13 protein-coding genes are annotated in these 12,270 nt (G+C 71.5%); 9 read left to right on the top strand and 4 right to left on the bottom strand.

The genetic code is table 11. The features are described 5' to 3' along the window. Positions 1–50: 50 nt before the first annotated feature. Together KBY32_RS34020 and KBY32_RS34015 are read left to right on the top strand one after the other, a co-directional pair. Complete coding sequence (locus KBY32_RS34020) at positions 51–1,853, top strand: PQQ-binding-like beta-propeller repeat protein (RefSeq protein ID WP_210982787.1); 1,803 nt, start codon at positions 51–53, stop codon at positions 1,851–1,853. Positions 1,854–2,157: 304 nt separating this feature from the next. Continuing rightward, the gene (locus KBY32_RS34015) at positions 2,158–2,856 is read left to right on the top strand and encodes a LuxR C-terminal-related transcriptional regulator (RefSeq protein ID WP_108707312.1); all 699 of its coding nucleotides are present in this window, start codon (positions 2,158–2,160) and stop codon (positions 2,854–2,856) included. Positions 2,857–2,898: 42 nt separating this feature from the next. Here KBY32_RS34015 and KBY32_RS34010 read toward each other — a convergent pair whose 3' ends face one another. Together KBY32_RS34010 and KBY32_RS34005 are read right to left on the bottom strand one after the other, a co-directional pair. Beyond that, positions 2,899–3,246 (bottom strand): hypothetical protein, encoded by a 348-nt coding sequence (locus KBY32_RS34010; protein WP_210982786.1) that lies wholly within the window; start codon positions 3,244–3,246, stop codon positions 2,899–2,901. Between the two features lie 19 nt (positions 3,247–3,265). Next, positions 3,266–4,957 carry a sodium:solute symporter family protein gene (locus tag KBY32_RS34005; RefSeq protein ID WP_210982785.1) on the bottom strand — a complete coding sequence of 564 codons (1,692 nt, stop codon included), beginning with the start codon at positions 4,955–4,957 and terminating at the stop codon, positions 3,266–3,268. A 177-nt stretch (positions 4,958–5,134) separates the two neighbouring features. On the opposite strand from KBY32_RS34005, the gene galT reads away from it, so the two are divergent. The 3 genes from galT to galK all read left to right on the top strand — a co-directional run bounded on the left by galT (position 5,135) and on the right by galK (position 8,390). Next, positions 5,135–6,193, top strand: coding sequence for a galactose-1-phosphate uridylyltransferase (galT, locus tag KBY32_RS34000; RefSeq protein WP_055624901.1), 1,059 nt, complete (start codon positions 5,135–5,137; stop codon positions 6,191–6,193). Continuing rightward, positions 6,194–7,153 (top strand): UDP-glucose 4-epimerase GalE, encoded by a 960-nt coding sequence (gene galE / locus KBY32_RS33995; RefSeq protein ID WP_210982784.1) that lies wholly within the window; start codon positions 6,194–6,196, stop codon positions 7,151–7,153. A gap of 73 nt (positions 7,154–7,226) precedes the next feature. After that, positions 7,227–8,390 (top strand): galactokinase, encoded by a 1,164-nt coding sequence (gene galK / locus KBY32_RS33990; RefSeq protein WP_055624847.1) that lies wholly within the window; start codon positions 7,227–7,229, stop codon positions 8,388–8,390. Positions 8,391–8,394: 4 nt separating this feature from the next. On the opposite strand, the gene KBY32_RS33985 is transcribed toward galK, so the two are convergent. Next, on the bottom strand, positions 8,395–8,850 hold the full coding sequence (locus KBY32_RS33985; RefSeq protein ID WP_055624900.1) for an N-acetyltransferase: 456 nt from the start codon (positions 8,848–8,850) through the stop codon (positions 8,395–8,397). A gap of 272 nt (positions 8,851–9,122) precedes the next feature. Between KBY32_RS33985 and KBY32_RS33980 the strand changes: the two genes are divergently transcribed. Further along, positions 9,123–9,896 carry a response regulator transcription factor gene (locus KBY32_RS33980; RefSeq protein WP_055624846.1) on the top strand — a complete coding sequence of 258 codons (774 nt, stop codon included), beginning with the start codon at positions 9,123–9,125 and terminating at the stop codon, positions 9,894–9,896. Between the two features lie 243 nt (positions 9,897–10,139). Here KBY32_RS33980 and tamR read toward each other — a convergent pair whose 3' ends face one another. Further along, positions 10,140–10,637 (bottom strand): MarR family transcriptional regulator TamR, encoded by a 498-nt coding sequence (gene tamR / locus KBY32_RS33975; protein ID WP_055624899.1) that lies wholly within the window; start codon positions 10,635–10,637, stop codon positions 10,140–10,142. 94 nt (positions 10,638–10,731) lie between these two features. On the opposite strand from tamR, the gene KBY32_RS33970 reads away from it, so the two are divergent. From KBY32_RS33970 to KBY32_RS33960, 3 genes are all read left to right on the top strand, one after another. Next, complete coding sequence (locus KBY32_RS33970) at positions 10,732–11,547, top strand: trans-aconitate 2-methyltransferase (RefSeq protein WP_210982783.1); 816 nt, start codon at positions 10,732–10,734, stop codon at positions 11,545–11,547. Next, positions 11,547–11,915, top strand: a complete 369-nt coding sequence (locus KBY32_RS33965; RefSeq protein WP_055624844.1) for a VOC family protein — start codon at positions 11,547–11,549, stop codon at positions 11,913–11,915. The genes KBY32_RS33970 and KBY32_RS33965 overlap by 1 nt, the downstream gene beginning before the upstream one ends. A gap of 64 nt (positions 11,916–11,979) precedes the next feature. Beyond that, positions 11,980–12,153, top strand: coding sequence for a CsbD family protein (locus KBY32_RS33960; protein ID WP_086866624.1), 174 nt, complete (start codon positions 11,980–11,982; stop codon positions 12,151–12,153). Positions 12,154–12,270: the final 117 nt, after the last annotated feature.

Below are 12,270 nucleotides of genomic sequence, written 5' to 3'. Positions count from 1 at the left end.
TCCGCCGTGTCCGCCGCGCTCCCGTCCCCCCTCCCCGAGGTGCCCCCGCCATGACCCAGCCGCCGCCCCCGCCGCCGAACCAGCCCCCGCAGGGCGGCTTCGGCCCGCCCCAGGACCAGCCGCCCCAGCAGCCCGGCCCGCAGTACCAGCCGCCGCAGCCGCCGCAGGGCCCGCCGCAGCCGCCGGCCGGTCCGCCGCAGCAGCCGGGCTACGGCTACCCGCAGGCACCGCAGCAGCCCCAGCCGCCGACGCCGCCGTACGGCTACCCGGGCCAGCAGCCCAACCCGTACGCCCAGCAGCCCCAGCCGTACCCGACGCCCAACCCGTACGGCCAGCAGCCCGGTTACGGCTATCCGCAGCAGCCGCAGCCCTACGCGACGCAGCCCGTCACGTCGGCCGGCGGCGGCTCGAACGGCTCGCGGATCGCGGTGATCGCGGCCGCGGTGGTCGTGGTGATCGCCCTGGTCGTCGGCGGGATCTACCTGTTCAAGAACGGTGACGACGGCGGCAAGGACGAGACGGCCAGCTCCAGCGGCGGCACCGGCGGCGGAGGCGACGACGGGCAGGGCGGCGGCGGGGACACCCCCGACGGCACCGAGAAGGTGCCCTCCGACGCCAACGCCGACGTGCTGTTCAAGGTCCCGTCGCCCAAGGTCGACGAGGACACCAGCGTCGTGGTCGCCGGCTCGTGGCTGACCGAGAAGGCGTACGTCAAGAGCGGTGTCTCCGAGGTCGTCGGCTACGACCCCGACAAGGGCACGAAGCTGTGGACGATCCCGCTGCCCGGACCGGTCTGCCAGGCCAGCCGGCACGTCACCGACGGGCACCTCACGGCGATCGCCTTCCAGCCCGCGAAGCCGACCAAGGACAAGCCGTCCCACGGCTGCAGCCAGGTCGCGGCGATCGACCTCGACACCGGCAAGAAGCTGTGGACGAAGACCGCCAGGACGGGGAGCCGTGAGCTCCGCTTCGACAACCTCACCGTCAGCGGCGGCACCGTCGCCGCGGGCGGCACCAGCGGCGGCGCCGCCTTCGACCTGGAGTCCGGCCGGCAGCTGTGGTCGCCGAAGGCCGACGACGACTGCTACGACCTCGGCTACGCCGGCGGGCCCAAGCTGGTCACCGTGCGCAAGTGCGGCAGCTACGACCAGCCGCAGCTCCACATCCAGACCGTCGACCCGAAGAGCGGGAAGGTGATCTCCGAGTACAAGATGGCCGAGGGCGTCGAGTACGCCAGCGTCGTCTCCACCGACCCGCTCGTGGTGGCCGCCGAGGTCGGCGAGTCCGACGCCATCGGCATCTCGGACGTCTTCTCCATCGACAACAAGACCGGCAAGCTGCGCATCCGCATCCCGCTGCCCGCCGACAAGTTCTCGGCCCGCTGCTCCGGCGTCACCACCATCGAGGCGTGCACCGGTGTCGTCGTCGGCAACGACCGGCTGTACGCGGCCACCAAGGAGCACTCCGGCGGCGGCGAGTACGGCCGCACCAACGAGATCGTCGCCTTCGACCTGGCCAGCGGCAAGCAGACCGGGCAGCGCGCCGACGCCGGCGACCGCTACACGATCACGCCGCTGCGCATGGACGGCGGCGACGTGATCGCCTACAAGCGGCCCCCGTACGACAAGGGCGGCCAGATCGTCAGCATCGACGGCGGCAGCTTCAAGGAGACCAGGCTCCTGGAGAACCCGGCCGCGCGCACGGTCCGGGACATCGAGACGCGGATGTCGCCGGACTACGCCGAACTCCTGTACTCCCAGGGCCATCTGTACATGTCGTCCCGGTTCGCCAGCTCCCTGGGGAGCTCGGGCGAGCAGCGGTGGCATGTGATCGCGTTCGGCGCGAAGGGCTGACGCGCGCGCCCCTTCCGCATCCGGCGGCCCCGTTCCTGGTCAGGAGCGGGGCCGCCGGCTTATCGCCTGCGGTCCCCGGCGTGCGGGGAAAGCCGGAAATTCCGCCGTTCCGGGGCACTTATCGCCGGTAGGGGGCGCGCGACGTCGAACAAGCGTGTAGCTTCCGGGGGCATGAAGGGCGGGGGAGCCGGGAGGGGGCTTCTGTCCGCGCGGACCAGTGGGCGGCCATAGTGGGGCGTCCGGACCGGCACGAGCCGATCCGGGCATGGCGGGAGATCCATTGGGGGGACTGGGGGGTTGCTCGATGGGAGTGCGGCTGATGGTGGTCGACGACCACCGGTTGCTCGCCGAGGCGCTGGCCTCGGCACTGAAACTGAGGGGGCATCGGGTGCTGGCCGCGGCCGCTCCGGCCGCGGGGGCGGCCGAGCTGGTGATCACGCGGGCGCCCGAGGTGTGTCTGCTGGGGACGGCGACACCGGCGGAGCCGGGCATGTTCGACCCGGTGGTGCGGATCAAGCGGGAGCGGCCGCAGGTGGCGGTGCTGGTCCTCGGACCGGTGCCGAGCCCGCGGGGGATCGCGGCGGCGTTCGCGGCCGGGGCCTCCGGCTATGTCCGGCACGACGAGCGCATCGAGGGCGTCGAGCGGGCGATCATGAAGGCGCGGGCCGGTGAGGCGGCGGTGGCGCCGCAGTTGCTGCAGGGCGCGTTCAGCGAGCTGCTCAACCCGGCGGCCCAGCCGGACGACGAGGGGCAGCGGCTGCTCCAGATGCTCACCCCGCGGGAGGTGGAGGTGCTGGTCCGGGTCGCGGACGGCGAGGACACCCGGCTCATCGCCGCCGGCATGGGCATCGCGCCGTCGACGGCCCGCACCCATGTCCAGCGGGTCCTGATGAAGCTGGGTGTCGGGTCGCGGCTGGAGGCGGCGGCGCTGGCGGCCCGTACCGGCCTGCTCGACCGGGCGGGCCCGCTGCCCCGCCCGCACGCGCCGCCGGAACCGCCGTAGCGGACCGGGGGCGAGGGCGGGTGCCGCTCGCCCCCGGCGGGGTCATTCGGACGGTTCGTCGCCCGGCGCGACCGGCGGGGGCGGCGGCGCGGTGGGCCGCAGCTTCAGCCAGGTCAGGAAGAACAGGCCGAGCAGCAGCATGCCCAGGCCGGTCCACAGGTTGATGTTGACGCCCTCGGCCTTGTCGATGGCGGCGTCGTCGTCGGTGATGCCGACGATCGTGACGATGACGCCGTAGAGGACGAAGAGCCCGCCGATGATGCGGCGGATGTCGAAGAGCCGGGCGGCCGTCTCGGACTTCTCCTCCAGCTCGGTGACCTCGCGCTGGACGTCCTCCTCGGAGAAGCCCTGGTGGCGCGGGCGTTCGGGGTGCTCGGGACGGTCGGTCATGGTCGGTCGGACCTTCCTGTCAGAACGAGAACGGGATGTAGCAGGCGGCCGCCAGGATCACGGCGCCCCAGCCCAGCAGGGCGGGCCTGCGGTACCAGGCGTCGTCGCCCTCGGCGGGCGGCTCCGACATCCCGGGGGAGCGGGTGCCGTAGACCAGGCCCTGCAGTTCCTTCGCCGGCTTGGGCGCGGTGAACAGGGAGACGGCGACCATGACGACCGCGCCGGCCACGAAGCCCGCGATGGCGGAGACGAAGTTCGCGCCCTGGTCGGTGGGGATGGAGATGACGTCCTGCTTGTAGAGGACGAAGTAGTTGACCATCGCCGCCGTGGTGCCGGCGAGCAGTCCCCAGAAGCCCGACTTCATCGAGGCCCGCTTCCAGAACATGCCGATGATGAAGACGACGAACATCGGCACGTTGAAGAAGGAGAACAGCGTCTGGAGGTAGCTCATGATGTTCGAGAACGACGAGGCCAGGAACGCCGTCCCGATGGACGCCATGACGCCGATCGCCGTGATGAGCCGTCCGAAGCGCACGTAGTAGGTGTCCTCGCGGTCCTTGACCACGTACTTCTGCCAGATGTCCGTGGTGAACACGGTGTTGAAGGACGACACGTTGGCCGCCATGCCGGCCATGAACGCGGCGAGCAGCCCGGTGACCGCGATGCCGAGCACACCGTTGGGCAGCAGCCCCTCCATGAGGAAGGGGATGGCGTCGTTGTACTGGTAGCCGGACTCCTCGGTGCCGAAGCCGGGGACCAGGGCGGCGGCCGCCAGGCCGGGGATCATCACCAGGAAGACGATGAAGATCTTGGGGAAGGCCGCGATGAGCGGGGTGCGCTGGGCCGCGGAGAGGTTCTTCGCGGACAGGGCGCGCTGGACCTCGGCGAAGTTCGTCGTCCAGTAGCCGAAGGACAGCACGAAACCGAGGCCGAGGACGATCGTCAGCCAGTTGGCGCCGAGCGGGTTGGCGTCGCCGATGCCGGTGCCGCCCCAGGCGGTGACGAAGTCGTCGCCGTGCGCCTTGGTCAGGGTGTCGCTCAGACCGTCCCAGCCGCCCACCTTCTTCAGGGAGAGGACCGTGATCGGGATGAGCGCGGCCAGGATCACGAAGAACTGCAGGACCTCGTTGTAGATCGCCGAGGACAGACCGCCCAGGGTGATGTACGCCAGCACGAAGAATCCGGCGACCACGATGGCCACCCACTGCGGCCAGCCCAGCAGGGCCTCGACCACGATCGCGAGGGCGTACAGGTTGACCCCGGCGATGAGGATGGCGGCGAAGGCGAACAGGATCGAACTGAGCAGATGGGCCGCCCGGTCGAAGCGCAGCAGCAGGAACTCCGGCACGGAGCGGACCTTGCTGCCGTAGTAGAAGGGCATCATCACCAGGCCGAGGAAGACCATGGCCGGGATGGCGCCGATCCAGTACCAGTGCACGGTGTAGGCGCCGTACTGGGCGCTGTTCGCGGCCATGCCGAGGATCTCGGTGGCGGCCAGGTTGGCGGAGATGAACGCCAGGCCGGTGACCCAGGCGGGCAGGGAGCGCCCGGACAGGAAGAAGTCCAGGCTCGTCTTCACCGAGCGGCGGGCCGCGAAACCGATGCCCAGCACGACGACGAAGTAGATGCCCAGCAGTGTGTAGTCGAGCCAGTTCGTGGGGAGCCGTAGCTCCGCGGCGAGGTAGGTGGGGGGATATGTGGGGGTTTCCATGTGTACTCGCTTCGTTTAGCGAACCGATCCAGAGCGGAACCTACGCCGCCGTGTTCAGTAATTGAACACTTCGAGTGACGGTTTTTGTTTGATCGTGATGTTGACCGACCCTGGTGAGTTGTGTTCTCCTATGTTTGGTTCTGTTGGGTGAAGGTTCGGACAACTGTGGAGTCCCGCGTGAAGAAGACCTCGACCCGGCTGGCGGACGGTCGGGAGCTCATCTACTACGACCTGCGCGACGACACCCTGCGCCAGGCGGTCGACCGCCGCCCGCTGGAACCCACCGTCACCACGTCCGAGATCCGCCACGACGACCTCCTCGGGGACGCCGTCGCCATCGCCTCCCACCGGCAGGGCCGCACCTACCACCCGCCCGCCGACGAGTGCCCCCTCTGCCCCTCCCGCGACGGCCGGCTCAGCGAGATCCCCGACTCCTCCTACGACGTCGTCGTCTTCGAGAACCGCTTCCCCTCGCTCGCCGGCGACTCCGGGCGCTGCGAGGTCGTCTGCTTCACCTCCGACCACGACGCCTCCTTCGCCGATCTGACCGAGGAACAGGCACGCCTCGTCCTGGACGCGTGGACCGACCGCACCTCGGAGCTGTCCTCGCTGCCCGCCGTTGAACAGGTGTTCTGCTTCGAGAACCGCGGCGCCGAGATCGGCGTCACCCTCGGGCATCCGCACGGGCAGATCTACGCTTACCCCTTCACCACGCCCCGCACCGCCCTGATGCTGCGTTCGCTCGCCCGCCACAAGGCGGCCACCGGCGGCGGCAACCTCTTCGACGCCGTCCTGGAGCGCGAACTCGCCGGGGAGCGGGTGGTCCTGGAGGGTGAACACTGGGCGGCCTTCGTGCCGTACGCCGCGCACTGGCCGTACGAGGTCCACCTGTACCCCAAGCGCCGGGTGCCCGACCTGCTCGCCCTCGACGAGGCGGCGCGCACAGAGTTCCCCCAGGTCTATCTGGAACTGTTGAGGCGGTTCGACCGGATCTTCGGGGAGGGCGAGCCGCCGACGCCGTACATCTCCGGCTGGCACCAGGCGCCGTTCGGCCGGTCGGCGGAGTCCGACGGTGTCGTCCGCGACGACTTCGCGCTGCATCTCGAGCTTTTCACCATCCGCCGTACGTCCGGCAAGCTGAAGTTCCTCGCGGGTTCGGAGTCCGGCATGAACGTGTTCATCAACGACGTGCCGCCGGAGCGCGCGGCCGAGCGACTGCGAGAGGTAGCGAGCTAGATGAGCGGGAAGTTTCTGGTCACCGGAGGCGCGGGCTATGTCGGAAGCGTGGTCGCCCAGCACCTGATCGAGGCCGGGAACGAGGTCGTCGTCCTCGACAACCTCTCCACCGGCTTCCGCAAGGGCGTGCCGGCCGGGGCCGCGTTCGTCGAGGGCGACATCCGCGACGCCGCCAAGTGGCTGGACCCCTCCTTCGACGCCGTGCTGCACTTCGCCGCCTCCTCCCAGGTCGGCGAGTCCGTGGTGAAGCCCGAGAAGTACTGGGAGAACAACGTCGGCGGCTCCATGGCCCTGCTCGGCGCCATGCGCGAGGCGGGCGTGCGCACCCTCGTCTTCTCCTCCACGGCCGCCACCTACGGCGAGCCCGCCGAGGTGCCGATCCTGGAGTCCGCACCGACGCTCCCCACCAACCCGTACGGCGCCTCCAAGCTCGCCGTCGACCACATGATCACCGGTGAGGCGGCGGCCCACGGTCTCGCGGCGGTCTCCCTGCGCTACTTCAACGTCGCCGGCGCCTACGGGGAGCACGGCGAGCGCCACGACCCCGAGTCGCATCTGATCCCGCTGGTCCTCCAGGTCGCCCAGGGCCGCCGAGAGTCGATCTCCGTCTTCGGCGACGACTACCCGACGCCGGACGGCACCTGCGTACGCGACTACATCCATGTCGCCGACCTCGCCGAGGCCCATCTGCTCGCCCTGAAGGCCGCCGTGCCCGGCGAGCACCTCGTCTGCAACCTCGGCAACGGCAACGGCTTCTCCGTCCGCGAGGTCATCGAGACGGTCCGTCAGGTCACCGGGCACCCGGTCCCCGAGGTGGTGGCCGCGCGCCGGGGCGGCGACCCGGCCGTCCTCGTCGCCTCCGCCACCACCGCCCGCGAGCGGCTCGGCTGGAACCCGTCCCGCACCGACCTAGCGGGCATCGTCCGGGACGCGTGGGAGTTCGCGCAGCGTATTGGCTAGGTTCTACGGCTGAGCGGCCGGTCAACTCTCCGGCCACGACGGCCGGTTCGGCAGGGAAGGTCAGGATCAGGGGATGAGCGTCGACACGGCGGCCACGGTCGCGGAGCGGTTCCGGGAGCTGTACGGGTCCGAGCCGGAGGGAGTGTGGGCCGCGCCCGGGCGGGTCAACCTCATCGGCGAGCACACCGACTACAACGACGGCTTCGTCATGCCGTTCGCGCTGCCGCACACCGCGGTCGCCGCCGTCGCCCGCCGCGACGACGGTGTGCTGCGCCTGCACTCCGAGGACGTCCGCGGCGGTGTCGTGGAGCTGCGTGTCGACGACCTCGCCCCCGAGACGGACCGCGCCTGGACCGCCTACCCGGCCGGTGTCGTCTGGGCGCTGCGCAACGCGGGCCACGCCGTCGGCGGCGCCGACGTCCACCTCGCCTCCACCGTCCCGGCCGGCGCCGGCCTGTCCTCCTCGGCGGCCCTGGAGGTCGTCGTCGCCCTCGCCCTGAACGACCTGTACGAGCTGGGCCTGAAGGGCTGGCAGCTGGCCCGTCTGTGCCAGCGCGCCGAGAACGTCTACGTCGGCGCCCCCGTCGGCATCATGGACCAGACGGCGTCCGCCTGCTGCGAGGCAGGGCACGCCCTCTTCCTGGACACCCGCGACCTGTCCCAGCGGCAGATCCCCTTCGACCTGGCCGCGGAGGGCATGCGCCTGCTCGTGGTCGACACCCAGGTCAAGCACTCCCACAGCGAGGGCGAGTACGGCAAGCGCCGCGCCGGCTGCGAGAAGGGCGCCGCGCTGCTCGGCGTGGACGCCCTGCGCGACATCCCCTACGGCGAACTCGACGCGGCCCTCGCCCGGATCGGCGACGACGAGGAGGTGCGCCGCCTGGTCCGGCACGTCGTCACCGAGGACCAGCGCGTCGAGCGGGTCGTCGGCCTGCTGGAGTCCGGCGAGACCCGTGCCATCGGCCCGGTCCTGACCGAGGGCCACGCCTCGCTGCGCGACGACTTCCGCGTCTCCTGCCGCGAACTCGACCTGGTCGTCGACACCGCCCTGACCGCCGGGGCGCTGGGTGCCCGGATGACCGGCGGCGGCTTCGGCGGCTCCGCGATCGTGCTGGCCGAGGCCGGGGACGTCGAGGGGATCACCAAGGCCGTCGAGGACGCCTTCGCCGCGGCCGGCCTCACCGCGCCGCGCGTCTTCGAGGCCGTACCGGCGGCGGGCGCGCGCCGGCTGAGCTGAGCGCTCAGCGCAGCCGTTTGACGAGCGTGTACTCGGTGATCCCCGGCGGATAGTCGGGGATCACGCACACCACGTCGTACCCCTGCTTCTGGTAGAACTCCGGCGCCTGGAAGTCCCAGGTCTCCAGGCGCACGGAAGCACAGCCCCGCTCGTCGCGGGCGACGCGCTCCGCCTGTGCGAGCAATTGCGAACCGAGCCCGGCGCCGCGGTGGCGTCCGTCCACCCACAGATACGTGACGTGCAGCCAGGTGGCCCAGGTGTGGCCGACCAGACCACCGGCCACGGCGCCCGCGTCGTCCAACGCCCACACATGGAGCGGAAGTTCGCGTTCACCTGGGGTTCCGCGCAGCGCGCGCAGCACCGGGGAGGCCGCGGTGTTGGTGTCCCGCAGTCTCCGCCGGAGCAGATCCCGCCGGGAAGTGTCGACTTCTGTCTCCAGACGAAACATGCGGCTCACCATAAACGCGTCGGTGAACCAGTTCTGCAAATCCGCTTCCGCTCATCGCCGTCGCCCGTACTCTGATGAGCAGCACCGGTGGGGGCCGGTGCTGATCAGGGGGCGAGACAGTCGGGTTCGACGCCCGGCGTGGGGGGTAGCAGTTCCTGCACGGCGGCGGCCGTGCGTGCCCTTCGCGTCCGGGCGTCGCGCCCGCGACCGTGTTCGTCTCCCGGTGTCGTCCTCATGACGATGGGGTATCCCCTGCTCTTCGGGAGCGTGGGGAAGGGGGTTTCGTGGTTCGCATCCGAGTCCTGGTCGTCGACGACCATCGCATCTTCGCCGAGTCGCTCGCCGCCGCACTGGCGGCCGAGCCCGACGTCGAGGTCTCCGCCGCGGGCAGCGGTCCGGCCGCGCTGCGCAGCCTGGAGCGCGCGGCCGCCGAGGGGCGCCGCTTCGACGTGCTGCTCGTCGACGCAGACCTGGGCGGCGCCATGCCGGGCATACGGCCCGCCCCGCCTGTCCAGGAGGTGGGCGAGGACGGGCTGGTCGACGGCATCTCGCTGGTCGCGGGTGTCCGCTCCGCGCAGCCCGCCGTACGGACCGTCGTCCTCGCCGAGAAGGACGACCCGCGCCGCGCCGCGCTCGCCCTGCAGGCCGGGGCGTCCGGCTGGGTCGCCAAGGACTGCTCGCTGTCCCGGCTGCTCACGGTGATCCGCGGGGTGCTGCGCGACGAGACCCATCTGCCGCCGGCCCTGCTCACGGGGGTGCTGCGCGAGCTGACGGCGGCCCGCAAGCACCGCACGGAGAGCGAACGGCTCGTGGAGTCGCTGACCCCGCGCGAGCGGGAGGTGCTGCGCTGCATGGTCGCCGGCCTGGGCCGCAAGGCCGTCGCCGAACGCCTGTTCCTCTCCCCGCACACGGTCCGCACCCACATGCAGAACGTCCTGGGCAAACTGGGCGTCCACTCCACCCTGGCCGCAGTGGCCCTGGCCCGCCGAGCCGGAGTAGGCCCAGTAGACCTGACTCCCCCCACCAGAATCCTCCCGGAGGCAACAACAAGCGCCTGACGTAAAGCGCAGGGCGCCGACACCACCCTCAGGGGCGCGGGGAACTGCCTCAGGGGCGCGGGGAACTGCGCGACAAGCCACAACGGCGCCGCACCCGCAACAAACCGGCCCCGGCACCCCGCTCTGGCGCAGCGCCGCCCGCCGACAACCCCCTCAGGGGCGCGGGGAACTGCGCGAGCAACCACAACGGCGCCGCACCCGGCATCAGGCAGGACCCCAGCGGCGCAGCCCCGGGCAGCACACCTACCCGGGGATGTTGTCGAAGGGCGCCGTAAGCCTGCGCAGCAACCCCGCCAGCTCGGCCCGCTGCCCCCCCGACAGCTCCCCCAGAATCGCCCGCTCCTGCGCGAGCAGCCCCGCCAGGGCCTGGTCGGCCCGATCCCGCCCCTCGGCGGTCAGCCGCACCAGCACCCCACGCCGGTCACTGGGATCCGGCAGCCGCTCGACCAGCCCCTTCTTGGCCAGCCGGTCGATCCGGTTCGTCATCGTCCCCGACGTGACCAGCGTCTGCGTCAGCAACTGCCCCGGAGAGAGCTGATACGGCGCCCCCGCCCGCCGCAGCGCGGTCAGCACGTCGAACTCCCACGGCTCCAGGCTGTGCTCGGAAAACGCCAGCCGCCGCGCACGGTCCAGATGCCGGGCCAGCCTGCTCACCCGGCTGAGCACCTCGAGTGGCTCCACGTCGAGGTCAGGGCGCTCCCGGCGCCACGCTGCGACCAGCCGATCGACCTCGTCCTCCATGACGATCAGTGTAGTGGTTGTGTCGACGTGAAGTCTCTTGACGTCAAGATAAAACCGGAGGCAGGGTAGAACCCGGAACACAGGAGGCCCCGCCATGTCACCAGCCGCCACCCCCACCCCGACCTGGGACCCGGCCCAGTACCTGCGTCACGCCGATCACCGCGCCCGCCCCTTCACCGACCTCCTCGCCCGCGTCCCCCCGCTCCCCGGCGACCGCCCCCGTATCGCCGACCTCGGCTGCGGCCCCGGCAACGTCACCGCCCTCCTCGCGGAGCGCTGGCCCACCGCCCACATCACCGGCCTCGACAACTCCGCCGAGATGCTGGACCGCGCCCACACCGAGCACGAGGGCCCCACTGCGGGCGGCGGACGCCTGGACTTCGCCCACGCCGACGTGGCCCGCTGGACGCCCGAGGAGCCGTACGACCTGATCGTCAGCAACGCCACCCTGCAGTGGGTGCCGGGCCACGCCGACCGCTTCGGCTCCTGGGTGGCCGGTCTGCGCCCCGGCGGCACCTTCGCCTTCCAGATCCCCGGCAACTTCGACGCCCCGAGCCACCGCCTGATGCGCGACCTCGCTTCGCGCCACGGCGTCGCCGACGTCCTGCGCCACTCCGACGCGGTGCTCGACCCAAGCGAATACCTGGCCCGCCTGACCGCCCTGGACTGCGCGGCGGACGTCTGGGAGACGACGTATCTGCATCTGCTGACCGGCGAGGACCCCGTCCTGGACTGGGTGAAGGGCACCGGCCTGCGCCCCGTCCTCACCGCGCTAGCCGACGACCCCGGCCGCCGGGACGCCTTCCTCGACGAGTACCGGGCCGCGCTGCGCGAGGCGTACCCGCCCGGCCCGCACGGCACCCCGTTCCCGTTCCGCCGCCTGTTCGCCGTAGCCCGCAAGGAGCAGTGATGATCAGCGCCGTCGACCATGTCCAGCTCGCCGCCCCGCCCGGCTCCGAGGACCGCCTGCGCGCGTACTACGGGGACGTCCTCGGCATGACCGAGATCCCCAAGCCCCCCGCGCTCGCGGCCCGCGGCGGCTGCTGGTTCCAGACGGGCGGCGTCCAGCTGCACCTCGGCATCGAGGCGGACTTCCGCCCGGCGTACAAGGCCCACCCCGGGCTGCGGGTCACCGGGATCGCCGCGTACGGCGCCCGGCTGGCCGCGCTCGGCGCCACCGTGGAGTGGGACGGCGGCCTCCCCGGGCACCGCAGGTTCTTCTCGTACGACCCCGTCGGCAACCGTCTGGAGTTCCTGGAGCCCGATCCCGCTGTTTGACCCGTCTCCCGTGGGACACCCGTTCTGTGGCAGCGACAGTCGAGCCCCGCGGGAGTTGAGAGACGTGGCGAAGGAAGAGAAGTCCCGGGCCATGAAGGAACAGGCCAAGGGCAAGGCGAAGGAAGCCATGGGCCGGATGACCGGCAACGAGCGGATGACCGCCGAGGGCAAGGCCGACCAGATGAAGGGCGACGCGCGTCAGGCGAAGGAGAAGGGCAAGGACACCTTCAAGCACTGACGCATACCGTCCGCACGACCGACACGGGCGCGCGGGGGGGGGGGGGGGGCCCCCCCCGGGGGGGGGCCCCCCCCGCCCCGCCCGCCTCGCGGGCATGTCCTACGGCAGGGTCTTCTC

The organism is Streptomyces sp. RK62 (assembly GCF_018070255.1).
Classification (GTDB): domain Bacteria; phylum Actinomycetota; class Actinomycetes; order Streptomycetales; family Streptomycetaceae; genus Streptomyces; species Streptomyces nigra.
The sequence above is the reverse complement of the archived record's forward strand: the minus strand, read 5'-3'. Positions and strand labels throughout refer to the sequence as shown.